This is a genomic window from Guopingia tenuis (assembly GCF_014384805.1).
GTDB classification, from domain to species: Bacteria; Bacillota; Clostridia; order Christensenellales; family Christensenellaceae; genus Guopingia; species Guopingia tenuis.
Map to the genome: position 1 here is coordinate 115,593 of NZ_JACRSS010000002.1, position 25,400 is coordinate 140,992.

The window sequence follows — 25,400 nt, forward strand, 5'->3', positions numbered from 1 at the left end:
CCGACGAATCAGAGGAGTATCCAGGATACCCGCTTCAAGAGAGCCGCGGATGGTGGAAATGCGGCAGCAAGGGGTTTTGGTGAATGGACTGATGAGGGCAGGACGAACAGCAGAATTGCCCAGTAATGCCTGACGGGAGCTTCACCTGTTACAAAGGAAGCTCGGTTCAGAAGGGACCGTGACGACAAGAGGACGCATTGGCGTCAACTTGGGTGGTACCGCAGAAGCAAAGCTTTTGTCCCAAAGGAAGGGGCAAAGGCTTTTTTGTTTCCCCTCGAAAGATTTGCAGACAACACAAAACGAAAGGAGTGCAGTAAAATGACAAAGATTCCCCATCGACTCTATTTATCCGAAGACGAGATTCCCCGCCAGTGGTATAACCTGCGGGCCGATATGAAAGAACAGCCCGATCCCATGATCAACCCGGCCACGATGCAGCCAGCCACAGTGGAAGACCTCTATCCCGTCTTCTGCACCGAGCTGGCGCAGCAGGAAATGGATTCCACCACCCGGTATTTCGATATTCCGGAGGAAATCCTGGAGGTCTATAAGATGTATCGCCCTTCGCCCCTCATCCGGGCCTATAACCTGGAAAAGGCACTGGATACACCGGCAAAAATCTATTATAAATTTGAGGGAAACAACACCTCCGGCAGCCACAAGCTGAACTCCGCCGTCGCTCAGGCCTATTATGCAAAAAAGCAGGGGCTCAAAGGGCTTACCACCGAAACCGGCGCGGGCCAGTGGGGCACGGCACTCAGCGAGGCCTGCTCGTATTTCGGCCTTCCCCTCACGGTCTATATGGTGAAGGTGTCCTATGAGCAAAAGCCTTTCCGCAAGGCCGTCATGCAGGTCTTTGACGGTGAGGTAATCCCATCCCCCAGCAACACCACCAACGCCGGGCGCGAAATCCTGGAGGAACATCCCGGAACCACCGGCAGCCTGGGCTGCGCTATTTCCGAGGCTGTGGAAAAAGCCGTAACCACAGAAGGGTATCGATATGTTCTGGGAAGCGTTTTGAACCAGGTGTTGCTGCACCAGTCGGTCATCGGCCTGGAAAGCAAGCTGGCTATGGAGAAGCTGGACGAATATCCGGATATTATCGTGGGCTGCGCCGGCGGCGGCTCCAACCTGGGGGGCCTCATCGCACCCTTCATGCAGGATAAGCTTACGGGCAAGGCCAATCCCCGGATCATCGCCGTGGAACCGGCCTCCTGCCCTTCGCTCACCCGGGGCAGATACGCCTATGACTTCTGTGATACCGGGCGCATCACCCCCATGGCGCGGATGTATACACTGGGCTGCGGCTTCATTCCTTCCGCCAACCATGCGGGCGGCCTGCGGTACCACGGCATGTCCCCCATCCTTTCCAAGCTGTATCACGATGGCTACATGGAAGCGGTCAGCGTGGAGCAAAGCAAGGTGTTTGAGGCGGCCGTTCTGTTTGCCAAGAAGGAAACCATCCTGCCCGCCCCCGAGTCCGCCCATGCTATCCGCGCGGCAATCGACGAGGCCCTAAAATGCAAGGAATCCGGCGAGCAGAAGACCATCCTCTTCGGCCTCACAGGAACCGGATATTTTGATATGACGGCGTATTCCTCCTATCTCTCGGGCGCTATGACCGATGTGATCCCCTCGGATGAACAGCTGGAAAAGGGCTTCGCCTCCCTGCCCAAGGTTCCGGGATTCAGGAATAAACAACCTTTTCGCAAAAAGACCAAGATTATTGTTTCACATGAAACAATGCGGCAAACAAAAAGACCGGAATTATCCCGGTCTTTTTTTACTCCTTCGGCCCGGCGCGTGCGGCATAGACTTCCTTCCATCTGCACCGGACAAAATGTTTCATGTGAAACATTTTCTGTTCCGCACGTCCAAAATAATATATAACAGCTGAAAATCCCGGATGGAATCACAGCCGGAGTTGGCGCTCCCAGGAAACCCGCCTATGCCAAGCGCCGCCCCATGAGCACGCCCATAACCGAAGCCATCATCAGGCCGCGGGTCCATCCGCTGGAATCACCCAGGCAATACAGGCCGGCAATATTGGTTGTAAACTCCCTGTCCATGGCAATCCGGTTGGAATAAAATTTGATCTCCGGCGCGTAAAGCAGCGTTTCCTGGCTGGCAAACCCCGGAACCACCTGATCCGCCGCCTGAATAAAGTTCAGAATATTCACCATCGTCCGATATGGCAGGGCGCTGGAAATATCCCCCGCCACTGCATCCGGCAGGGTGGGCTGCACATTGCTCCGGGATAACTCCTCCGGCCAGGTGCGTTTTCCATCCAGGATATCGCCATACCGCTGCACCAGTATATGGCCGCCGCCCAGCATGTTCGCCAGTTCCCCCACCCGCCGGGCATAGTCGATGGGCTGGTCAAACGGAGCCGCAAAGTGATGCGAACATAGAATCGCCAGGTTTGTGTTGGCGCTCTTTTTATTCTTATAGGAATGGCCGTTGACGATAGCCAGCCCGTTATCATAATTCTCCTGGCTCACAAATCCTCCGGGATTTTGGCAAAACGTCCGCACTTTATTGCGGAACGGCTCGGGATAGCCGATGAGCTTGGATTCATAGAGAACATTGTTCACATCCTCCATCACCTCGTTGCGCACCTCAACCCGCACGCCAATATCCACCGTCCCGGGCATATGGGCGATCCCATGCTTTTGGCACATCTGCTCCAGCCAAGCCGCGCCCCGCCGGCCGCCCGCCGCCACAATGCTCTCTGCAGAAACCCGGCTTTTTTCTCCCGTCCGGGCATCTTCCAGCAAAGCGCCTTTGCAGACGCCGTTTTCAATGATAAGATCCGTGCAGTTCTGCCCAAAAAGAATCTCCACGCCGTTTTCCAGAAGATATGCCTGAATTTTTCCATAAATCTTCTGGGCCATTTCCGTTCCCAAGTGCCGGATGGGGCAGTCCACCAGCTTCAGCCCCGCCCGGATGGCGTTTTTGCGGATCTGCTTCACTGCCTCGGAATTGTCAATCCCCTCGATGCGCTGGTCTGCGCCAAATTCTAGATAAATGCCGTCCGTATAGGCGATGGTTTCCTGGGCTGCCTCGGCTCCAATCAGTTCCGGCAGATCGCCGCCCACTTCATGGCTCAGAGAAAGCTTTCCATCCGAAAACGCGCCGGCCCCGGAAAACCCCGTGGTAATATGGCAATAGGGCCTGCAGTTCACGCACTCCTTCGTCGTCTCCTTGGGGCAGCGCCGCTTCTCAATCGCCGCGCCCTTTTCCGCCATGACAATCTTCTTATGGCTCCCCCTCCGGAGCATCTCCATTGCTGTAAAAATCCCCGCCGGCCCCGCGCCGATAATCAAAACATCCGCCTGCATTTTTCCTTCCTTTCTCTGCCGCATGGTATAAAAAAACCACCGTACAGCAAAACCCCGCTTAAAGTCAACTATTATACGGTAGTTGGTAGAAACACCCATCCCATTATGGGTTTATATAAGCAACCAATCCAAATCTCTTCTCTTTTAGCCAGATTATAGTATACCGGGATTCCGAAAGATTGTCAAGACGTGCACAGGGGTTTACAAATTATGGATAACCCTGTATCATGGAATCGTCCCCTACTTTCTTTAAAAAGAAAGTAGGCAAAAAAATTTTATGATGGGTTTTTGCGGAATATCCTTTGTCCTCTGATATCGACAAAACTATTAGTCCCCATTATTTTCGGAGGCTCGCTTTCTTTAAAAAGCAAACAGGCAAAGATATTTTATGACGGATCTCTGCGGAATATGCTTTCTCTCCCGATCCCGGCAAAACTACTGGCGGCCATTATTTCCCAGATATTCGTTATCTATAAAAAGGCAACCGCACTTTGACGCTCTCAGGCCAGCGGTTTTCTGTTTTTTACATGGAAAGCACCCCTATTTTCCATAATTTTGAAAGCCCGTTTCCAAGGCCCCACATACGGCGGTTCTCTCTGCATCGGTTTCATCTGCGGTTTCTATCATCTTGGAAAACGCCACTTATCTAAAAAGAATCGTTGCCGCGCAAGGTATTGATATTTTGGCTCTGCCTTGTGTTTATTTGACAGACTGCCCGCGGTGACGTATCCACCGCAAAAGTTTTGGTTCTATAAAGGCAGTCCATGGCTGGCTTCAAAGAAAGATAAGTAAAATTTTACTGGAGGTAACACAAATGGTTCAATTTATTGAATATCCCCCCTGCTCCACCTGCCAAAAGGCAAAAAAGTGGCTCACCGAACATGAAATTTCCTTTACATCCCGGCATATCAAGGAACAGAATCCCTCTGCGCAGGAACTGGCTGCCTGGCAGAAAAAAAGCGGCCTGCCGCTGAAGCGTTTTTTTAACACCAGCGGCATTCTCTATCGCCAGCTGAATCTCAAGGATAAGCTCGCCTCTATGTCCGAGGAGGAGCAGCTCGCCCTCCTGGCCACCGACGGCATGCTGGTAAAGCGGCCGTTGGTCATCGGGGATACTTTCGTTCTCGTGGGATTTCGGGAAAAGGAATGGCTTTCTCTGCTTTCTTCAAAATAAAGCGGCAAGATCCATATTGGGCTTTTTCGTGGTTTTACCGATCCGTGTGGGCCCAAAACAGCAGCAAATATTTTGGTTTTCAAAACAAATCCTGAAAAAAGGAAAGGCGTTGCCTTTCCTTTTTTCATCCAAAACATATTTTGCTTTTTCCTATAAGGATATAGGATATATATAATTTTATCCCCATCCTTTTCCCGCCGCGTATATCGGCCGCATCCGGCCACAGCTTCCGGGTTTTCAAAGCCATAGCGCCGTTTTACTATACCCAAAAAAATATTTTTTCCAGAGTTATCCCCAAGTTATCCACATTCTTTCCCCAGCCTCCTGCGCTGCCCTTTTTTCGGCTCACTTTTTTCGCAGACCAATCGGGGCTGCTTTGATTTTCGCAAAAGCCCGGGGGTATTTTGCCGGAGCCTCTTTTATCTTTTCATAGGCGACAATCCAATGCGACTGCCCGGCAACCGCGGCATCGTAAATCCCCAGAAGCCGCATGCCAAGGGCTTTTGCAGCCTCTTTGGCCTCCTCGGTTTCTGCCTGCGTCTCAGCGCCTTTGTAAGCGAGGAATTTTCCGCCCAGCCGGCAAAACCCCGTGCACAGCTCCAATAAAACGCTTAGAGAGGCGACTGCACGCGACGCCACAATATCAAATTTTCCGTGAAAATCTTGGGTTCGGGAAAGCTCCTCCGCCCGTCCCTGCAAGGCCCGAACGTTAGTTATCCCCAATCTATCCACACACATCGTGATGAAATCCACTTTCTTCCGCTGGGCATCCAAAAGCGTCCATTCCAGCTCCGGCCGGAGAATGGCCAGCGGAATGCCCGGAAATCCTGCTCCCGAACCCACATCCAAAACAGCGCCTCTCTCCGGCAGCAGCCCCAGCCGGGCCGGAGCCAGACTGTCGAGAAAATGCTTATGCGCCATTTCCGCCGGTTCCGTGATCCGCGTCAGGTTCATCGTCTTGTTGGTTTCCAAAATGATTTTGGCATATTCTTCCATTTTTTGGACGGCTTCTGCCTCCACGTCCTCGGCCAGCAAAATCTCCCGCAGCTTATCCATGGCGTTTCTCCTTTTCAAAATAGACGAGCAAAACCGAAATATCCGATGGGGATACGCCGGAGATTCGGGCCGCCTGCCCAATATTCTCGGGTTTGCGCTCGTTAAGCTTCGCCCGGGCCTCCAGACGGATGCCGGAGATCTGGGAATAATCCAGATCCGCCGGCAGCTTCTTGTTTTCCAGACTGCGGAAATGCTCCACCTGCCGCTCCTGCTTTTCGATATACCCGGCGTATTTCACATCCGTTTCAATGCGCCGGCGGATATCGTCATCCAGATCGGGAAGCTCGGTTACCGCCGCCAGGTCATCATAGCGTATGGCAGGCCGCTTGAGCAAATCAGCCAGCCGGGCCGGGCCGCCAATCGCAGGCTCTCCCTTTTCAAGAAACAGCGGACGGACGGCCTCCGGGGATACCGAAGTGCTGTTCAGCCGGGCAATCTCCCTTTCCACCGCCTCTTTTTTGAACATATAACGGTCATAGCGTTCATCCGAAACCAGCCCCAGCCGGCGCCCGATCCCGGTCAGCCGCGCATCCGCATTATCCTGGCGCAGCAGCAGCCGATATTCCGCCCGGGATGTCATCATGCGATAAGGCTCCCGCGTCCCCTTGGTCACCAGATCGTCCACCAGCACGCCGGCGTATGCCTGATCCCGGCCCAGCACCAGCGGTTCTTCCTCCCGGAGATACTGCACGGCATTGATTCCCGCCAAAATCCCCTGGGCCGCCGCCTCCTCATATCCCGAAGAGCCGTTGATCTGTCCGGCGCAGAACAGGCCGGGGATACTCTTCAGCTCCAGGTTCAGCTTGAGCTGGGTAGGGTCGATGCAGTCATATTCAATGGCATAGGCTGTTCGGGTAAACTCCACATGCTCCAAGCCCGGAATTGTCCGGTAGAGCGCAATCTGCACTTCTTCGGGCAGGCTGGAGGACATCCCCTGAACATACATCTCATTGGTGTTCAGGCCTTCCGGCTCCAGAAACAGCTGATGCCGTTCCTTATCCGGAAATTTCACCACCTTATCCTCAATAGAAGGGCAGTAGCGCGGCCCGGTTCCCTGAATCTGCCCGCTGAACAGAGGGCTGCGGTGCAGATTCTCCCGGATGATGGCGTGGGTTTTCTCATTGGTATAGGTGAGGTAACAGGGAACCTGCTCCCGCTCGATCTTTCCGCTCAGGAAGGAAAAGGGGATGATTTCGGGATCCCCATATTGGGGCGTCATTTTGGAAAAATCGATGGAACGGCGATCCACCCGGGCCGGCGTCCCTGTCTTGAACCGCTGCAATGTGAGGCCCAGTTCATCCCGCAGCATAGGGCTCAGGCTGTTGGCCCCCTGCAGTCCCGAAGGGCCGGATTCCTGGAAAAATTCTCCGATAATGACGCGGCTTTTCAGATAAACGCCGGTCGCCAACACCAGCGCCCGGCAGGAAAGCTCCGCGCCGCAGGCTGTGCGGACACCGCAGACCCGCCCCTGCTCCGTAAGCACCGCCGTGATCTCCCCCTGGCGCACCAGCAGGTTTTCGGTGTTTTCCAGCGTCCATTTCATATGCGCCTGATATGCCTTCTTATCCGCCTGCGCCCGCAGGGAATGCACCGCCGGGCCTTTTCCGGTGTTGAGCATTTTAATTTGTATAAACGTATCGTCGATGGTGCGCCCCATCTGTCCGCCCAAGGCGTCCACCTCCCGGACCAGATGTCCTTTGGCCGTTCCGCCGATGGCTGGATTGCATGCCATCAGGGCAATGCCGTCCAGATTGAGGGTCATGAGCAGCGTCTTTCTGCCCATCCGCGCGCAGGCCAATGCCGCTTCGCATCCCGCATGTCCCGCACCTGCCACGATCACGTCATATGTTCCGCCATGATAATACTGCAATGTTTCTCCCTTCCCCCTACTTTCTTTAAAAAGAAAGTAGGCAAAGAAATTTTATGACTGGGTTATCTTTCTTTTCCTGTTTTCGTGCTTCACGTCGGTTCCTTCATTCCTGCACTTTTCGCAAGTCTCACGCTTTCTTTAAAAGAAAGCAGACAAAGAAATTTTATGACTGGGTTATCTTTCTTTTCCTGTTTCCGTGCTTCAAGCAGGCCAATTCTTTTCCGCACTTTTTTCAAGCCCCATGCTTTCTCTAAAAACAAAGCCGGCAATAAAATTTTTACCTCTGGTTTCTACTGCTTCGCCATCCCTCTCCGCTATGACATGTCTAAATTCTTCTGCCGGGAAATTCTCTTTTCTCCATTTTCCGGCAAGGCAGATTCCCCTTCGGAAGTTTCGCGGCGAATACATCAGGCTTTCCTGAAATATCTCTTTTCCGCCTCTTCACAGATGCGCCGGCATCCGTCTGAAAGATTTTGGGGTGTAGGGTCTTTTTTCACTCCATACTTTCCTCGCTCATTTTCCCAAACAGAATTTCGTGAATATCCGGTCGATGATTTCTTCGCCCAGCGTTTCTCCCGTGATTTCGCCCAGCTTATCCCAGCAGGCTTTCAGGTCGATGGAAGCGCAGTCCAAATCCATCCCCGCCTCCAGAGCACGAATCGCATCCCCAAGAGCATCTGATGCTGCCGCAAGCGCCGCCTGATGCCGCTTCTCCGTGATTACCACGCCTTCCAGCATCTCTTCATCCCGAATTGCCGCCCGGTATACTTCCTCCAAAAGCGCATCGATCCCTTCCCCCGTGGCCGCGGATATCTCCATCGGCGCTTTTCCAAACGCCTCAACTACATCCGCCGCCGTCGTTTTCCGATTCAGGTCAGTTTTATTCAAAACCAGAAGCACAGGCTTTTCCTGCCGGCTGATTTCCCGGAAAATATCGCTGTCCTCCGGGGTGAGAGTCTCCGCTCCATCCAGCAGGAACAGGATCAGCGAGCAATCCGCAAGCGCCGCCCGGGACCGCTCCACTCCGATTTTTTCCACGGCATCCTGAGTTTCCCGGATCCCTGCCGTATCCAGAAAAACCACGGGAACCGAATGGATTGTCCGATATTCCTTCACAACATCCCGGGTCGTCCCGGGAATGTCCGTAACAATCGCCTTTTCCTCCCCGAAAATCGCATTCAGCAGCGAGCTTTTCCCCACGTTGGGCCGGCCCGCAATGGCCACCTGGATTCCCTCCCGGAGCATCCGTCCCTCCCGGTAACTGGAAAGCAGCTTGTGAAGCTCCTTTTCTATTTTTTTCAGCCCCGGCATCTGTGCCTGCAAAATCGCCTCCTCCAAATCCTCTTCCGGATATTCAATGCCCGCTTCCAGAGCGGCGATGCAATCGGTAAGCCGATCCTGAAGCTCCCGGATCTTTTTCATCAGATCCCCCCGGAGCTGCCTGGCGGAAACCGCAGCCCCCTTTTTTGAGAGAGAACCGATCAGCTCGCCCACAGCCTCCGCCTGGGAAAGATCCATTTTTCCATGCAGAAAGGCCCGCTTGGTAAATTCCCCGGGCTGCGCCGGAACCGCTCCCTTTTCCATGAGCAGATCCAAAATCATCTGGGCCGCCATCATGCCGCCGTGGCAGTGGATTTCCACCACATCTTCCCCCGTATAGGAAGCCGGCGCGGCAAAATACACCAGAAGAACCTGGTCAATGGGCGTCTTTCCATCCCGGATATATCCCAAAACCATCTGCCGGGGCAAAATCTCTCCCCGACCGTCAAATATTTGCTTTGCAATAGGCAGGCTATCCTCACCGCTCATGCGGAGAATGGCAATGCCGCCGTTGCCCGCGGGCGTTGCCAGCGCGCAAATCGTCTGTTCTTTCATAGTTTTCCTTCAAAAAAGGAGCTGCAACATGGGGCAACCCCCAGTTCACAGCTCCATGCCTTTTCCTCGCTTTTATCTCTTTTTCTTAACAATTACCCGGCGATAGGGTTCCTCACCCTCGGAAACCGTCTCCACCTTGGGATTGCCCTGCAGCGCCGAATGGAGAATGCGCCGTTCATAGGGATTCATGGGTTCCATAACCACCTTCCGCCCAGTCTTGGCCACTTTTGCCGCAATGCGGTTGGCCAGGCGAATGAGCGTCTCTTCCCGCTTTTTCCGATAGTTCTCAGTATCCAGGGATACCCGGGTGTATTCCTCGCGGTCGCGGTTGACCACAAGGCTGGTCAGATACTGCAGCGCATCCAACGTCTCGCCCCGGCGGCCGATGAGGATTCCGGTAGAATCCCCTTCAATATTGATTTTGATGGCCTCTTCGCCTTCCGTGGCATTGGCTGTTGCGCCCACATGCATCTTTTCAAACAGCGTGTTCAGGAAATTTTCCGCGTCCTTTGCCGGAGAATCCTTTTCTGTCAGCCGCACCTGCGCGCTTTTGCCCAGGCCGAAAATGCCTTTGCTTCCCTCATGCAGAATTTCCACATTTACCTGATCGATGGAAAGCCCTAACTGATCCAATCCGTTGAAAATCGCCTCATCGACGGTTTTCCCCTTCACTTCGATGCTTCTTGCTTCGTGTATACTCATGATAACCGGTCCTTTCCGTTATTCGGTCTGCTTTCGTTCCACAATCCGCGATCTCTCCTCTGCCTTGCGCTCCCTGGCCTTATAAAACGCATCCAGGATCCAGTTTAAGATGATGGCATAGACGTTGGAAACAACCCAGTAAATGGAGAATGCCGTATTGCTGGTCGCGCAGATCCAAACCGAGAAGAGGGGGAAGATATAGAGCATCATCTTTCCCTGCTGCTGCATGGTCGGGTTTTGCTTCATGGACTGCCATTGCTGGAAGAACAGCGTAACACCCGCCAAAACCGGAAGGCCAAACCACCCGTTGTTGAGGCCCGTCAGGCCATTGGCCGCGATCAGGTTGGTCGTCAGGGTATTATAGGCTTCTGTCGCCACCTGCAGTGTTCCGCCCGAATAGGTGATCAGTCCATGATTTTGCAGCATAATCATCGTCTGGGGTGTGATGCTTCCGGCATTGGTCTGCAGGAAGGTCAAAAATTCTGCCGCCGAGGGCATGCAGCCCGCCAGCCCGGAATCCGGCTGCCAGAGGTTATGCACCCAAAGCCATTGGGGAAGCTGCACATTTTCCACGCCGTCGTGCGCCGCCCGCAGCACCAGCGAAACTGTCTGCTCGCTGACGATGTTGCGCAGAGCGCCGAAGAATGCAAAAAGCAGAAACAGCTGAAGAATCATGGGAAGGCAGCCCGCCATGGGTTTGACGTTGCGTTCCCGGTAAAGCTCCTGCATCTTGCGGTTCATCTGGTCGGGATTGTTGGCATAGCGTTTTTTCAGGCTTTCCATCTCCGGGCCCAGATTGGCCATCATCCGCGTATTCTTGCGCTGCTTGATATCCAGCGGCAAAACGACGATTCGGATGGCCAGCGTGATCAGCAGGATGACGATGGAATAGTCATGGATAAATTCAAACATCCACTTTATAACCACAAAAATTCCGTCGGCTATAAAGTTGTCACTCAGAAACCCCAAATTACTTTCCTCCTAATTTACGGCACCGGATCATATCCGCCCTTGTGAAACGGATTGCACCGCAAAATTCTCTTGAATGCCATCCATCCGCCTTTTGCCGCGCCGTATTTGGAAATGGCCTCCATGGCATATTCCGAACAGGTGGGCGTATACCGGCAGGCATCCGGCAGATATGGCGAGATTGCTTTTTTATAGAACTGAATCAATGCAATACAAATTTTCTTCATCATGGCTGGCTCTCCACACGATCCGCCCGCGCTTTTTTTCCGCCGGCCTTTTCCTTTGGGAGAAACCCCGCTTTTTTCAGCAGATACCGCATATCTCTGGAAATTTCCTGAAAACTGGCCGCCCCAATGGGAGCCCGGGCAATGAAAATCAGCTGAACGCTTCCCTCAATTTCCGGCAACAGCGCGCGGAAGCTCTCTTTCAGCCTCCGGCGGACGCGGTTTCGCTGCACACTGCACCCGATTTTTTTACTGACGGAAAACCCGGCACGCACGCCGCCGAATTTCCGGCGGACATAGACAAGGGCGATAAGCCGCGTGGCGCAGGACTTTCCACGGGAATAAACAAACGAAAATTCCCTGTTTTTTTTCAGTGTGACAAGTTGCACAGACGATGCTTCCTTTGCTTCCTGGGGACCTCTCTTTTTCATAAAAAAGCCCCCTCTCCCTTCCTTTTGGAAAAACTTCCTTTCCCATCAAAATTCCGATTTTGCTAAGAACTTCATAATGCAGAGAAAAGGCGTCTTTTCCATGGCGGGAAAGGCCCTGTGAAGAAAGGGCTGCAAGGAAAAGCCCTACAGCCCCTTATTTTGCTGTTTTGCTTTTTACGCGGTCAGCTTCTTTCTGCCCTTCGCCCGGCGGCGTTTCAAGACGTTGCGTCCGTTCTTGGTGGACATGCGCTTGCGGAATCCATGCACTTTGTTTCTCTGCCGCTTCTTTGGTTGATATGTTCTTTTCATTACTGCACCTCATTTAACTAATTATTCAAAAGCAAAAGCTCTTTTTGCCGATAAAAAGACGTTTATATTATATTGAAATTTCCCTGGCGTGTCAACAGCAAAAACGGGAGAGCCGCCGGAAAAAACCCATATTCTTCCCCTTTCATCCCCAATTCTTGTGATGCCTCCTCCCCTTCTCCACAGGATATGGGACAACCGGTACACAATTTTTTTATATTCTTTATCCCAAAAAAAGAAATCCATTGCTTTGGTTTATACAAACAGAAAATTTCTCATTTTGATGAAATAATTATAACTATCATTTCTATCTTAAACAGTGATTCAAAATTGAAATTGATTTTTTTATCCCGGCGGAAATGACGAAATAGTTTCTGTCCCGCACCTGCTATGTTTCCTGTTCCCCAGAAAAAGCATCACTTTTTTGTGAAAAAGACAAATTTATTTTTCTTTTCTGTTTGAAAGATATAGTATCATTTTCTGACAAAACAGCCGCGGTATTTTTTCATATTCTTTATAAAAAAACTCTTTTGTAAATTCTCAAATTATCCGGTTCTTTTGTATCTCGTCCCCTTTCTTCCAATATATTTATAATATATAATTAGGAAAGGAATATTTTTATATTATTTCACATAGTTATCCACATATAGGGGAAAAGTTATCCACATTTGTGGATAAAATCGTTTAGAAATGTGGACAAGTCGCTTCAGCCGCAGTAAAATAGAGAAGATGACAGAGGAAATATATCCACATTTCCTCAACTTTCGCTGATTTTTTCCACCAAAATTTTGGAAACGGCAAAAACCCAAAATTATTGCAACAGATTTTCCTGTTTTATGATATAATGAATGCGCGGCCCTCGCCGGGCAGGCGTAACCGTCCATAATAATCTGCGGAAACTGCCACTGGGCTGCCGCTTCTGCCTTTTCAGTGCAAAGTTGATTTTTTCCTTTGCCCTCGCCGGGCAGGCGTAACCGTCCACAATAATCTGTGGAAATTGCCGCCAGGCTGCCGCTTCTGCCTTTTCAGTGCAAAGTTGATTTTTTTCTTTGCCCTCGCCGGGCAGACACAACTGCCGGGGATAATCTATGGAAGCGTCAGCCTGGGTTTACTGCTTTTCCTTTCCATTGCAAGAGAATTATTTTTTCTTGCCGGATAAGCGCCGTCTGTCAGGAGATTTTCTTTGAGGCAGAACGGACGGAAAAACCGTATATTTTTGATGATCCGACGGACAGGCATTATTATACGGCATAAAAATCATTGAACTTTTTAACTGTTTCCTCTGCCCGGAAAGGCAGAGCACGATAAAAACCAAACGGAAATAAGAGGATTTGCGAGTTTTTTTGTCTCTTTTCGGAAATCCTCATATCTTTTGGGGAGGCATTATGAATTCTTTTACCATCCTTTGGGAATCCGTTTTGAAAAAGCTGGAGGCTTTTTATTCCCAAAATAACAACAGTTTCGGCTTTACCACCTATGTCCGGGTATTGTCTCCGGAATATGAGGAAAACGGAATTTTCTTTTTTAAGGTGCCCAACGAATACTATAAGGAGCAGATTCAGGAGCGGTTTCTCTGGAAGATTGCGGAAACGCTGAAAGAATCCGTCTTTGCGGAAACCGGGAAAAACCGTCCCATCGATGTGCGCGTGCTGACGCCAAAGGAGCTGGACGAACAGCTGATGCTTTCCAAAAGCACCTATACGCCTCTGGGCAGCAACACGATGATTTCGCTGAATCCCAACTATACCTTTGATACTTTCGTGGTGGGCAGTTCCAACAACCTGGCCCATGCGGCCTCTCTGGCCGTGGCCAACGCGCCGGGCTTTGCCTATAACCCGCTATTTATTTATGGCGGCGTCGGTCTTGGGAAAACCCACCTGATGCATGCCATCGGCAACCGCATTCTGGAGGGAAATCCCGGCGCAAAGATCATCTATATCACTTCGGAATCCTTCACCAATGAATTTATCGAATCCATCCAGCGCAACAGCCAGGAGGCCTTCCGCGCCAAGTTCCGCACGGCAGATGTGCTCATGATCGACGATATCCAGTTTATCGCCAAAGCCCAGCGCACCCAGGAGGAGTTATTCCATACCTTCAACACCCTCTATGAGAGCGACAAGCAGATCATCTTTTCTTCGGATAAGCCTCCTTCGGAGATTCCCAAGCTGGAGGAACGCCTGCTTTCCCGCTTTAATTCCGGCCTGCTGACGGATATCCGGCTGCCCGACTATGAAACCCGGGTGGCGATTTTGAAAAACAAAGTTCCCATGATTAAGGAAAAGATCCGCTGCAGCCTGGATATTGAAGAGGAAGTCCTTCACTATATCGCCTCAAAGGAAGACAGCAACATCCGGGATCTGGAAGGCGCCTTGAAAAAGGTAATCGCCAGCGCCCAGCTGGAAAATTCCCTTTCCTCCATCAATATGGAAATCGCCCGGCGGGCTCTCAAAGACTTTTTTGTGGAACCGGTGGTCAAAACCATCACGCCCAAACTGGTGATTCGCTGCGTCTGCGAATATTATGATATCTCCGAAGACGATATCTACAGCAAAAAGAAAAACCGGGAAATCGCCTTTCCCCGGCAGGTGGTCATGTATCTCTTAAAGCACCTGACGGACTTCACCAATAAAAAAATCTGCGAATGTGTCGGCCTGAAGGATCATTCTACGGCGATCTATGCCTATGACAAGGTCGCTTCCCTCATCAAAACAGATGCGGAAGTGCAAAGCGCCGTGAACGATATCATCAGCAAAATTAAGGAATAAATACAAAAGTTATCCACATCATGTGGATACTTTGGTGGATAGCCTATGGGAATCCCGGAGGACAACCCGGGGAAACCGCGTGGATCTTTCCGGCGGCGGGAGATTTTTTCCCGGCGGAAAGCCGTCATTTCTCCACAGTTTCCCTGTCTCTCTCCCCGCTTTCTCCCAAATCTATCCACAGGGGAAAATGCCGATTTTTGCCTTTGTGAAGGGCATATGGAAAGTATCCACGGTATCCACACCCCCTACTACTACGACAAATCTATATATTTTATATAATTGTGGAGGTACACATGAAGTTTGTATGCAATAAACAGGAACTTTTAAAGGGCATCAACACGGTCATCAAAGCCACCTATACCAAATTCCAGAAATCCATCCTGGAGTGCATCCATATTGTGGCCGGCAGCACTTTGACCCTGGACGCCTTCGATACAGTCACCGCCATTCGCACAAATATTTACGGCGACATTGAAGAACCCGGCCAGACCTGCATTCCCGCCCGGATTTTGCAGGAGATCGTCAGCAAATTCCCGGACAGCGAGGTGACCTTTGAAAGCCAGGAGCCTTCGGGCGTCCGCCTTTCCTGCCGTTCCAGCGCTGTGGTGCTTCAGGAGATGGATGCCAGCGAATTTCCCGCTTTCCCGGAAATGGAAGGGGATTCCTTTACGCTGAAACAGGGAGATTTCAAGCGGATGATCGATAAGACAGCCTTTTCCGCCTATATGGGCGAGGATAAGCCGGTTTTCACGGGCATCCTCTTTGAATCCGGGGAAGACACTTTGAGCACGGTTGCCATCGACGGCATCCGTCTGGCCAAGAACACCATTCATATGGAGGTTCCCGGCGCTATTCGGGCCATCGTTCCCGCAAAATCCCTGAAAGAAGTGGCGCGGCTCATGGGCGACGAGGAAGAAAGCGTGCAGGTCTCCTTTGGAGAAACCGCCTGCTATATCCGCATGGAAAACACGGATATCTATACCCGTCTGCTGGACGGCGAATTTATGAAATACGAGAGCATCATTCACAAGACCTATAAAACCCGGGTTAAGGTGGAGACGAAGCTCATCGAAAAGAGCCTGGAGATGGTTTCGGTTCTGGCCAAGGAGGATTCTTCCAACCTGGTGCGCCTGGAAATCGGGCAGAACAGCATTGAGCTTTGCTCCAATTCCGAATACGGCGCCGCGAAGGATGTAATTCCGGTGCTGGTAGAGGGGGAGGTTTTGAAAATCGCCTTCAACGCCAAATACCTGCTGGATGTGTTTAAGGTAGTGGAGGAAGAGAGCGTTTTCCTGGAATTTAACGACAGCCTGAAGCCCTGCGTCATCCGCCCGGCGGAAGGGGACGCTTATCTTTATATTGTGGTTCCGGTGAACGTGCGCAGCTAAACCGGCGGGCAGAGGAAAAGGCGGAACGGCATGATTATTGAAAAGCTGGTTTTGAAGGATTTTCGGAATTTTTCCAGCCTGGTGTTTGATGATTTGAGCCCGGCCGTCAATCTGCTGGTGGGGGAAAATGCCCAGGGGAAAACCAACCTCATTGAAGCGGTGAATTATCTGTCCTGCCTGAAATCCTTCCGGGGAGCGGGAGAAGCCCAGCTCATCCGGGAGGGAAAAAAAAGCGCCTATCTGGCGGTTTCCTATCGCATGGCCTCCCATGGGGGGAAGGTGGAAGCCGCCCTTTTTTCCGGGGAAAAGCGCAGTGTGAAGGTGGGCGGCGTTCCCATCCGCCGGGTGGGAGAACTGATGGGTGTCATCAACACGGTGGTTTTCGCTCCGGAGGATTTGAAAACCGTGAAGGAATCGCCCAGCCTGCGGCGGCGGCTTTTGGATATGGAAATTTCCAAAATCCGGCCGCTTTATTATGCCGATTTGCAGCGGTATGCCATTTGCATCAAGCAAAAAAACAGGCTTTTGAAGGAACAGAGGGTGGATGACGCCCTGCTGGATACATTTAATGAGACGGCGGCGGAGGCTGGAGCAAAGATCATCCGGCGGCGGGCTAAATTTGTGGAAATGCTGGCAAAGGAGGCCGCGGCCATCCATGCCCAGCTGACAGACGGCGGGGAACGGCTGGAAATTTCCTATAAAGCCTGCGTGGAAGGAGAAAATTTGCAGGAGGCTCTTATTCATAAGCTGGCGGAGAACCGGGAAAGGGAAAAGGAGCTGCGGGTTTCTCTCATAGGCCCGCATCGGGAGGATTTGTCGATTCAGGTGAACGGACGGGACAGCAAGCTTTATTCCTCGCAGGGGCAGCAGAGAACCGCCATGCTCTCCATCAAATTGGCCTGCGCCCAGATCGCCTGGCATTCCACGGGCGAGCGGCCGGTGATCCTCCTGGACGATGTGTTTTCAGAGCTGGATATTTCCCGGCGGGAACGGCTGTTGTCTATCATTAAGAAAAATCAGGTTTTTATCACTTCAACGGATATTTCGGGCATTAAAGACGTGAGAGGGGCAAAAATTTTCAAGGTGTCCGGCGGACAAATATTTTTATAGGAATTTGGCAAAAAAGCTTTTAACTTTCGGAAAAATATTATATAATATATAAGAAGAAAGTTGAGCTTTTTTTAGAAAGAGGGAAACAAATGATCTTGCATTTGGGCGGGGGAGAATGCGTCCCCTCCAGCAGTGTTTTGATGATCCTTGCATATAAAGAAGCGTCGGCGAATCCAACCACCGGCGCTTTTTTAAAGAAATTTGAAAAGGGAGCCCGCAAACGGGTGATTTTGGATAAGGAAATTAAATCCATCATCCTGACTGAGAAAAACGGGCTTCGGGAGATCTTCTATTCCCCCATTTCCAGCACGACGCTGGCAAAGCGCGCGGGGCGGATGGAACTGGAATAGAAAAGGAGGGAAGGCGGAACATATGGCACAAAGCAGCAATTCCTATGACGCGAATCAAATCCAGGTTCTGGAGGGCCTGGACCCGGTGCGCAAGCGTCCGGGCATGTATATCGGCTCCACGGATGCCCGGGGGCTGCACCATCTGGTATATGAGGTGGTGGATAACTGCATCGACGAGGCGATGGCAGGATACTGTGACAAGGTGGAAGTCGTGATTCAGGCGGACGGCGGCATCCGGGTGAAGGACAACGGCCGGGGCATCCCCACGGGAATTCAGGAAAAAACCGGGAAATCCGCCCTGGAGGTGGCGCTCACCATGCTTCATGCCGGCGGCAAGTTCGGCGGAAACGGATATAAGGTGTCCGGCGGGCTGCACGGCGTGGGCGTCAGCGTGGTCAACGCTCTTTCGACACATCTGACGGCTACGGTTGCCCGGGATGGACAGCGGGTGCGCCAGAGCTATGAGCGGGGCATTCCGACGACCGGCGTAGAGTTTGTGGAAAAGACAGACGAAACCGGAACCGAGATCCAGTTCTATCCGGACCCGGAAATTTTTGAAACGGTAAAATTTGATTATGATACCCTGCGGGTGCGTTTCCGGGAAATGGCCTTTTTGAATAAGGGCATTCATATCACCCTTGCCGACGAGCGGGGCGAAAAGGCCGTGAAGCATGAATACTGCTATGAGGGCGGCATTAAATCCTTTGTGGAATATTTGAACCGCAACAAGACCCCCCTCATTGAACAGACCATCTATATGGCCGCCGAAAAGGATTTCTATAAGGTCGAAGTGGCCATGCAGTATAACGAGAGCTATAACGAGAATATCCATTCCTTTGCCAACAACATCGGAACTCACGAGGGCGGCACGCATGAAACCGGCTTCCGCGCGGCGCTCACCAAGGTGGTGAACGACTATGCCCGGCGGATGAACATGCTGAAGGAAAAGGAAGAAAAGCTGGCGGGCGAGGATATCCGGGAAGGCCTGGTGGCCATCATCAGCGTCAAGCTCCCCAATCCCCAGTTCGAGGGACAGACAAAGACAAAGCTCGGGAACAGCAATATGCGCATGCTGGTGGAAAACTGCGTGACCAAGGGGCTTTCGGAATATCTGGAGGAAAATCCCCGGGAGGCCAAGCGCATTGTGGATAAATGCCTGATGGCCCGCAACGCCCGGGAGGCCGCCCGGAAGGCCCGGGATGTTTCCCGCAAAAAGGCTGGCCTGTTTTCCATGCCCCAAAAGCTGGCGGACTGCACCAGCAAGGACGTTTCCGAGCGGGAAATTTTCATTGTGGAGGGCGACAGCGCCGGCGGCAGCGCAAAAAAGGGCCGGGACCGCAGAACCCAGGCGATTCTTCCCCTGCGGGGCAAGATATTGAATGTGGAAAAAACCCGCTATGACCGGGCGCTGAGCAATGCGGAGATCCGCGCCATGATTACGGCCTTCGGCACGGGCATCGGCGAGGAATTTGATATCACCAAGCTCCGCTATGACAAAATTATCATCATGACGGATGCGGATGTGGACGGAAGCCATATCCGAACCCTGCTTCTCACGTTTATTTACCGCTATCTGCGGCCGATTCTGGAGGAGGGGCATGTCTATATCGCCCAGCCGCCGCTCTTTAAAATAACAAAGAATAAGAACGTGAAATATGTATATACCGACGAGCAGCTCCAGGAATATCTGGCAGAGATCGGGGATGGCTATGAGATCCAGCGGTATAAGGGCTTGGGCGAAATGAACGCCGACCAGCTGAAGGATACCACCATGGACGCCGAAAAGCGCACGCTCCTTCAGGTGGATTTGCAGAACGCCATCGAGGCGGATGAGCTGTTTACCATCCTCATGGGTGAAAATGTGGAGCCGCGGCGGGAGTTTATTGAGCAGAACTCCAAGCTGGTGGCAGATTTGGATATTTAAGGAACGGACAGGAAGCGAGGGAACCCTTTGGAAGAAAAGAATACGCAGAGAATCATTCCCGTAGACCTGGGCGGGGAGATGAAAAAATCCTTTATCTCCTATGCCATGGCGGTTATCATCAACCGGGCGCTGCCCGATGTGCGGGACGGCCTGAAGCCGGTGCATCGGCGGATCATCTATTCCATGATCGAGCTGGGCATTACGCCGGACAAGGCCCATAAGAAATGCGCCCGCATCGTGGGCGACGTTCTTGGTAAATACCATCCCCATGGAGACACGGCCATTTATGACAGCCTGGTGCGCATGGCTCAGGATTTTTCCATGCGCTATATGCTGGTGGACGGCCACGGAAACTTTGGTTCGGTGGACGGCGACTCGGCGGCGGCGATGCGGTATACCGAAGCGCGGCTGAGCAAAATTGCCATGGAGCTGGTGCGGGATATTGACAAGGATACCATCGACTATTATCCCAACTTCGACGATACGCTTCAGCAGCCCGTGACCCTGCCTTCCCGGTTCCCCCAGCTTTTGGTGAACGGGACCGGCGGCATTGCCGTGGGCATGGCGACCAACATTCCTCCCCATAACCTGGGGGAAGTGGTGGATTGCTGCGTGGCCCTCATCGAAAATCCGGAGTTGACCATTGAGGAAATGATGGACTATATTCCCGCGCCGGATTTCCCCACGGGCGGGGAGATCGTGGGCGTTTCGGGCATCCGGCAGGCCTATCGCACGGGGCGCGGCAAGCTGCGCATCCGGGCCCGGGCGGAGATCGAAACCGAAAAGGAACACGAGCGGATTGTCGTCACGGAAATCCCCTATCAGGTCAACAAGGAGCAGATGGTGGGAAATATCCGGGATTTGATGCACGAGAAGAAAATCGAGGGCATTTCCGAGGTCAACGATGAATCCGACCATGCGGGCATGCGGGTGGTCATCGACCTGAAAAAAGGAGCCAGCGCCCATGTGGTGCTGAATCAGCTCTATAAGCATACCCAGATGCAGACCACCTTCGGCGTTATTATGATCGCCCTGGTGGATAACGAGCCGCGGGTTCTGAATCTCAAGCAGATTCTCGTGGAATATTTGAAATACCAGCGGGAGATCATCGTCCGCCGGACGCGCTTTGACCTGGAAAAGGCGGAGAAGCGGGCGCATATTGTGGAAGGCCTTTTGAAAGCGCTGGATTCCATCGACGAGATCGTGGCCCTGATCCGGGGCAGCCAGGATGCGGCTTCCGCCCGGGCGGGGCTGATCCAGGAATTTGGGTTCACGGAAGTGCAGGCTCAGGCCATTCTGGATATGCGGCTGCAGCGCCTGACCGGCCTGGAGCGGGATAAGCTCACCGAGGAATTTAAAGCCCTGACGGAAAAAATCGCTTATTTAAAGAGCGTGCTCGGCGACCCCAAGCTGGTGGACGATATCATCCGGGAGGATCTTTTGGAGATCAAACGGAAATATGGCGATCCCCGCCGAACCACCATCACCTTTGACGAGGATGAGATCGATATGGACGAGCTCATCCAGGAGGAGGAGATGGTGGTCACGCTGACGCACCACGGCTATATCAAGCGCACCAGCAGCGATAACTACCGGGCCCAGAAGCGGGGAGGCAAGGGCGTCACCGGCCTGGCCACCAAGGAGGAGGATTTTGTGCAGGATGTGTTCGTCACGTCCACGCATAACTATCTGCTGTTCTTCACCACCAAGGGCAAGGTCTATATGAAGAAGTGCTATCAGCTCCCCGAAGCCGGGCGGGCTGCCAAGGGAACGGCGATTGTGAACCTCCTGCAGCTGGAAGGGGACGAGAAAGTTTCCGCTGTATTCCCGATTTCGGAATTTGAGGAGGAGGCCAATCTGCTCATGGTGACGCGGCAGGGCGTGGTGAAGAAAAGCTCGCTTTCCCTGTTCACCAACATCCGCCAGAACGGCCTGATCGCCATTGCTATCCGGGAGGGCGACGAACTCATAAGCGTCATCCGCACGCATGGGGACGACAGCATCATCATCGGCACCCGGGACGGCATGGCCATCAGCTTCCATGAAAAGGACGTCCGCCCCATGGGCCGTGTGGCCGTGGGTGTGCGGGGCATTAAGCTCCGGGAGGGCGACAGCGTTGTGGACGCCTGCAAGCTTAACAAGGATGAATATGTGCTGGTTATTTCTGAAAACGGCTATGGCAAGCGCACTCCCGAGAGCGAATACCGGGAACAGACCCGGGGCGGCATCGGCGCCCGGACGCTGCGCATCACCGAAAAGACGGGGGCCATGTGCGGCATGAAGGTGGTGAACGACCACGAGGATATCATCCTGGTGAACAGCGCCAATGTGCTGATCCGCATGAATACGGCTGAGATTTCCACTTTTGGCCGCTCGGCCCAGGGCGTCCGCCTCATGCGCATTGACGATGACACCAAGGTGGTCTGCGTCGCCAAACTGCCCCAGGATATTTCCGGGGAAGAGGAAGGCGCGGAAGAATAAGAGAATCTTTCTTTCAACAAATTGAGAAAAACGCCGCTTCCGGCTTTTGGGAGGCGGCGTTTTTTATTGAAGTCCAAAAAAAGTGCAGGGAAAGGAAAGAACGGAAACGAAAAAACCGCAGAGCTGGGAAAGCAGCAAAAAAAACCGGAAAAATGTCGCTTTTTGTGTTTGCTTTTCGGCTGTTTTCTGGTATGCTGATGGTATCCAATATATGAAAGTAAATAGGGGCTCGCCGGACTTTTGGGAGGAAAGGGAAATGAAGCAGCCGCGGCCGGACTGTCAGAGGAAAGCGAAGCGAAACACAGGGACAAACTGGCTCATCGCCGGCATTATTGCCATCGGTATTTTTGGATGTTCCCTGGGGTTCTTTTTTCCTTTCTGGGTAAATTTGGCATGGGAAATGCGGGGCGGACAGGAGAGGATGCAGAGCCGCGCCCAGTCCCTGCTGGACGCCTTTTCAGAAAAGTCGTATCATATGGACGATGAATCCCTGGAACAGCTCAGCGAAGCCAATGAAATTGCCCGCAGACTCGTAAAAAGAGGGGAAACAGGCGACCGGGAGATGGCGGAGAAAGTCTGGGAAACGACGTATGAAGCGGCGGAGGAGCTGGTGCAACAGGGCTGCCGGGATGCGAAAAACAGCTCATATTATTATGAACAGGCGCTGGAATTTTTCCGTCTGATAAAGGGGCTTGGCTACCGGGACACGGGGAAGTATATAAATATTTTGGAAATGGTGACGTCCAATGCGTCCCGGGAGGAGAAACGGGCGTTTTTGGAGCTGTATTCGGATTTTCCGCCCAGCCGGGATATTTTATATTCGGATGCGATGTGGTATTGAGGGAAAAACGGGAAAGGGGAAGGCAACATGAAAAGGGAAAAGGGAGAAAAGAAAAAACAGATTTCCGTGAAAAAGGCCGTGTGGCTGGGAATTGTACTTCCCTGTGTTCTGCTGCTGGGCCTGGGAACCTTCGGGCTGTGGACAGCGGTGGAAGGGCGCTATACGTTTATGCAGGAGGCGGCGGAAGCCGGGGATTTTCAGGCGGCAGAGCGTGCGGCTTCGGTTATGCCGGATTTTTACCGGGATACTGCGACTCTCCGGAAATATATTCAAGCGGGGCGTTTCTTTGAAAACGGCGACTATGAGAGAGCAGACGCGGGCTTTTCCGAGCTGGGCGACGACTATTTGGATGCAAAAGAGAGGCGTATAGAAAGCAAATTTGCCTGGGGCGATCAACAGCTTAAAGAAAAGGAATTTGAGAAAGCGGAGGAAATCTTTCGGGAACTGATAATAGAGGGCGCAGCGGGAGCAGAAGAAAAAATCGGGGAGGTATACTATAGCCAGGCAAAATATCTTTTGGAGATCTATGATATGAGCAGCGGGGATTGCGATCCCGAAATGGTTTCCTATTTGGAAGATGCCTATGACTGCGCCATGAAAGCGGAAATCAACGGCCATCCGGAGGGCGCAGCTCTGGAGAGTGCGCTGGAAGAGCGTTTTTATGCCGAAGGGATAAAATATTTTGAAGAGGCTCTTCAATGGGATGGGGAGGATATGGCGCTATGGGAAGCCGCCTGTTCCTGTTTTGTCCATGTTCCGGAGGAAAGGGAAAACGCAGGCGATTACTTTATGCTGACCTGCATCATCGTGGAGAATTCCGATGATGAAAAAATTGTGGAAGAGCTGATGGAGCGGATGGATTTTGAACCAGTGCGGCGAACCATGGCCTGCTGGCGGTTTCTCCCCATATATATGGAGGGAGATTGGGAGAGCGGCCGCCATGTCTTTACCTATGACTGGGAGGATGGCATTGCTACTTCTTTAGAGATTGGAAATGCACAGACTTATTACATTCAAAACGGCGTGTGCTATGGACAGGCGGGAAGCAGTGAGTTCCGGCTATATGAATTCCGGCCGGTATCCGCCGATACCATGGAGATCTATAGCTTTTTGGAAGAAAAGAGCTATACACTGAAACGATAACCATTCGGAAAAATCCCCATCTTGTAAAAATATTGGGTTTACCTGTTGCAAATCTTAGGAAAATGGGGTATAATAATTCACGCTGACAACTGTTCACAGAAATATGCCGGCGATAAAAAGGAAAAAGAAAACTTCAGCTGGAGAAGTACCCAAGTATGGCTGAAGGGGCTCCCCTGCTAAGGGAGTAGAGCGTGCGAAGCGCTGCGAGGGTTCGAATCCCTCCTTCTCCGCCACGCCGCCGCAAGCGATATGTAGCTTGCGGCGGCTTTTTTACTAAAATCACCGGCGCACTCATTTCGCAGCATCTCCTTTCCCAAAAAAGGGCACACTGCTCGCTTGTAGACGCGTTTGTGACGCTTCGGCTTTCTGCCAACCTTTTTCAGGAACAAATTCTCCCTCCGAAAACGCAGAAATATCTTTTTTATGTGCTTTTCATATATTAACTTCTCTTTCCATAAAAAAGGCACACCTGCATCGCCGCTAGTATAAACGCGCCCGCAACGGCTCCGCTGCGCTGCCGCTTTTTTGCGTGCGGGGAAATTCAAATTTGGCAGGGTATTCCAAAGGAAAAAGACCGGAAACACCATGGTTTCGGGCTTTTTTATATGTTTATTTTTTCAAATGCGGATGCCGTTTGATTTGCCGCGGTATTCCTATCTCCGCTCATGAGATGCTCATGGACGCCCCGCTTCATTTTTCAAGTGGAATTTTGCTCTGCCGCCATTTTTGCCGCAGATTTATCGGGTGAAAATCACATTCCGGCAGTTTCTGCCATGCCAAAGCACGCGAATATCATATTTTTACGGGGAACATTTGCCGGCCTGCCGAGAAAACATCTGCGCTTTTTCGGGCAAAAGCAAAATCCGGCGGCAGCCGAACTGGCATATTGCCATATATAAAAATCTTTTTCTATCTGCTTTATCCGGCATTGCTGCATGCACTAAACTAGAGACCGCTCTCACCAGTCACGGACGCCAAGAATATGGATGAAACGCACCTGGTCGTATACATAACTGGAAAGTGGGCGCATATAGGCGTCAAAGGTATGGGCCGCAACGAAGATTTCTCCATCCTCCACGGCGACCACCACGGGACTGTGATAAAATTGCCCGTTGGCATGCCCCAGCTGCACGAGATCCCCCACCTCCATGGCTGCGGCGTCTGCGTCTGCGCCATAGGGGCCGACGCCCTTGTTGCCGGTAAGAAAGTTATAGAGATAGGGCACCCCTGTCCAGGAGGCGGTGCGGTTGGAGGAGGAATAGTAATACCAGCCATAAATCTTTTTGGGATTCATGATCCGGCTCCCGGCATAGAGGCATTGCGATGCAAAATTGGTGCAGTCGCCGCCCAGGTTGTCAAAATTCAGATAGGCCGGGTTACGCTTCATAGCCCATTCCCTGGCATAAGCTCCAGCAGCATCCCGGTCATAGCCGCGTTCCCGCATACA

General features: G+C 52.2%; 21 protein-coding genes, 1 tRNA gene and 1 riboswitch. Of the genes, 11 read left to right on the top strand and 11 right to left on the bottom strand.

The features are described 5' to 3' along the window. Nucleotides 1-318: 318 nt before the first annotated feature. On the top strand, nucleotides 319-1,890 hold the full coding sequence (locus tag H8693_RS05700) for a TrpB-like pyridoxal phosphate-dependent enzyme (protein ID WP_249280189.1): 1,572 nt from the start codon (nucleotides 319-321) through the stop codon (nucleotides 1,888-1,890). Nucleotides 1,891-1,946: 56 nt separating this feature from the next. Here the strand turns inward: H8693_RS05700 and H8693_RS05705 are convergent, their stop codons facing one another. Next, entirely contained in the window at nucleotides 1,947-3,341 is a 1,395-nt protein-coding gene (locus H8693_RS05705) for an NAD(P)/FAD-dependent oxidoreductase (protein ID WP_249280190.1), read from the bottom strand. Between the two features lie 41 nt (nucleotides 3,342-3,382). Then, nucleotides 3,383-3,480: riboswitch (purine riboswitch) on the bottom strand. A gap of 675 nt (nucleotides 3,481-4,155) precedes the next feature. On the opposite strand from H8693_RS05705, the gene H8693_RS05710 reads away from it, so the two are divergent. Further along, nucleotides 4,156-4,515, top strand: a complete 360-nt coding sequence (locus H8693_RS05710) for an arsenate reductase family protein (RefSeq protein WP_249280191.1) — start codon at nucleotides 4,156-4,158, stop codon at nucleotides 4,513-4,515. A 345-nt stretch (nucleotides 4,516-4,860) separates the two neighbouring features. On the opposite strand, the gene rsmG is transcribed toward H8693_RS05710, so the two are convergent. The 9 genes from rsmG to rpmH all read right to left on the bottom strand — a co-directional run bounded on the left by rsmG (nucleotide 4,861) and on the right by rpmH (nucleotide 11,951). Next, nucleotides 4,861-5,571 carry a 16S rRNA (guanine(527)-N(7))-methyltransferase RsmG gene (gene rsmG / locus H8693_RS05715; protein WP_249280192.1) on the bottom strand — a complete coding sequence of 237 codons (711 nt, stop codon included), beginning with the start codon at nucleotides 5,569-5,571 and terminating at the stop codon, nucleotides 4,861-4,863. Beyond that, on the bottom strand, nucleotides 5,564-7,441 hold the full coding sequence (gene mnmG / locus H8693_RS05720; protein WP_249280193.1) for a tRNA uridine-5-carboxymethylaminomethyl(34) synthesis enzyme MnmG: 1,878 nt from the start codon (nucleotides 7,439-7,441) through the stop codon (nucleotides 5,564-5,566). Before mnmG ends, rsmG begins: the two co-directional genes overlap by 8 nt. A gap of 201 nt (nucleotides 7,442-7,642) precedes the next feature. After that, nucleotides 7,643-7,849: a hypothetical protein gene (locus H8693_RS05725; RefSeq protein WP_249280194.1), complete on the bottom strand. Its 207-nt coding sequence runs from the start codon at nucleotides 7,847-7,849 to the stop codon at nucleotides 7,643-7,645. A 105-nt stretch (nucleotides 7,850-7,954) separates the two neighbouring features. Then, the gene (gene mnmE / locus H8693_RS05730) at nucleotides 7,955-9,316 is read right to left on the bottom strand and encodes a tRNA uridine-5-carboxymethylaminomethyl(34) synthesis GTPase MnmE (protein ID WP_249280195.1); all 1,362 of its coding nucleotides are present in this window, start codon (nucleotides 9,314-9,316) and stop codon (nucleotides 7,955-7,957) included. A gap of 72 nt (nucleotides 9,317-9,388) precedes the next feature. After that, nucleotides 9,389-10,018: an RNA-binding cell elongation regulator Jag/EloR gene (jag, locus tag H8693_RS05735; RefSeq protein WP_178620611.1), complete on the bottom strand. Its 630-nt coding sequence runs from the start codon at nucleotides 10,016-10,018 to the stop codon at nucleotides 9,389-9,391. Nucleotides 10,019-10,036: 18 nt separating this feature from the next. After that, nucleotides 10,037-10,987 (bottom strand): YidC/Oxa1 family membrane protein insertase, encoded by a 951-nt coding sequence (locus H8693_RS05740; protein WP_249280196.1) that lies wholly within the window; start codon nucleotides 10,985-10,987, stop codon nucleotides 10,037-10,039. A 17-nt stretch (nucleotides 10,988-11,004) separates the two neighbouring features. Continuing rightward, nucleotides 11,005-11,214 (bottom strand): membrane protein insertion efficiency factor YidD, encoded by a 210-nt coding sequence (yidD, locus tag H8693_RS05745; RefSeq protein WP_178620616.1) that lies wholly within the window; start codon nucleotides 11,212-11,214, stop codon nucleotides 11,005-11,007. Beyond that, the gene (rnpA, locus tag H8693_RS05750; protein ID WP_178620605.1) at nucleotides 11,214-11,642 is read right to left on the bottom strand and encodes a ribonuclease P protein component; all 429 of its coding nucleotides are present in this window, start codon (nucleotides 11,640-11,642) and stop codon (nucleotides 11,214-11,216) included. The genes yidD and rnpA overlap by 1 nt, the downstream gene beginning before the upstream one ends. A gap of 174 nt (nucleotides 11,643-11,816) precedes the next feature. Continuing rightward, a complete protein-coding gene (gene rpmH, locus H8693_RS05755; RefSeq protein WP_178620602.1) occupies nucleotides 11,817-11,951 on the bottom strand; it encodes a 50S ribosomal protein L34 in 135 nt (44 codons plus the stop codon). 1,382 nt (nucleotides 11,952-13,333) lie between these two features. On the opposite strand from rpmH, the gene dnaA reads away from it, so the two are divergent. From dnaA to H8693_RS05800, 9 genes are all read left to right on the top strand, one after another. Next, nucleotides 13,334-14,716, top strand: a complete 1,383-nt coding sequence (gene dnaA / locus H8693_RS05760; RefSeq protein ID WP_249280197.1) for a chromosomal replication initiator protein DnaA — start codon at nucleotides 13,334-13,336, stop codon at nucleotides 14,714-14,716. Nucleotides 14,717-15,009: 293 nt separating this feature from the next. Further along, complete coding sequence (dnaN, locus tag H8693_RS05765) at nucleotides 15,010-16,104, top strand: DNA polymerase III subunit beta (RefSeq protein WP_249280198.1); 1,095 nt, start codon at nucleotides 15,010-15,012, stop codon at nucleotides 16,102-16,104. A 30-nt stretch (nucleotides 16,105-16,134) separates the two neighbouring features. Then, on the top strand, nucleotides 16,135-17,214 hold the full coding sequence (recF, locus tag H8693_RS05770) for a DNA replication/repair protein RecF (protein ID WP_249280199.1): 1,080 nt from the start codon (nucleotides 16,135-16,137) through the stop codon (nucleotides 17,212-17,214). An 89-nt stretch (nucleotides 17,215-17,303) separates the two neighbouring features. Beyond that, nucleotides 17,304-17,564 carry an extracellular matrix regulator RemB gene (gene remB / locus H8693_RS05775; RefSeq protein WP_249280200.1) on the top strand — a complete coding sequence of 87 codons (261 nt, stop codon included), beginning with the start codon at nucleotides 17,304-17,306 and terminating at the stop codon, nucleotides 17,562-17,564. 22 nt (nucleotides 17,565-17,586) lie between these two features. Next, a complete protein-coding gene (gene gyrB / locus H8693_RS05780) occupies nucleotides 17,587-19,488 on the top strand; it encodes a DNA topoisomerase (ATP-hydrolyzing) subunit B (RefSeq protein WP_249280201.1) in 1,902 nt (633 codons plus the stop codon). A 27-nt stretch (nucleotides 19,489-19,515) separates the two neighbouring features. Continuing rightward, entirely contained in the window at nucleotides 19,516-21,969 is a 2,454-nt protein-coding gene (gene gyrA / locus H8693_RS05785) for a DNA gyrase subunit A (protein WP_249280202.1), read from the top strand. A gap of 256 nt (nucleotides 21,970-22,225) precedes the next feature. Continuing rightward, entirely contained in the window at nucleotides 22,226-22,810 is a 585-nt protein-coding gene (locus H8693_RS05790) for a hypothetical protein (protein WP_249280203.1), read from the top strand. Between the two features lie 27 nt (nucleotides 22,811-22,837). Then, nucleotides 22,838-23,953 carry a hypothetical protein gene (locus tag H8693_RS05795; RefSeq protein WP_249280204.1) on the top strand — a complete coding sequence of 372 codons (1,116 nt, stop codon included), beginning with the start codon at nucleotides 22,838-22,840 and terminating at the stop codon, nucleotides 23,951-23,953. Between the two features lie 139 nt (nucleotides 23,954-24,092). Then, a tRNA-Ser gene (locus H8693_RS05800) sits at nucleotides 24,093-24,186 on the top strand. Between the two features lie 725 nt (nucleotides 24,187-24,911). Here H8693_RS05800 and H8693_RS05805 read toward each other — a convergent pair. Then, nucleotides 24,912-25,397, bottom strand: a complete 486-nt coding sequence (locus H8693_RS05805; protein WP_249280205.1) for an amidase domain-containing protein — start codon at nucleotides 25,395-25,397, stop codon at nucleotides 24,912-24,914. Between the last annotated feature and the right edge of the window lie 3 nt (nucleotides 25,398-25,400).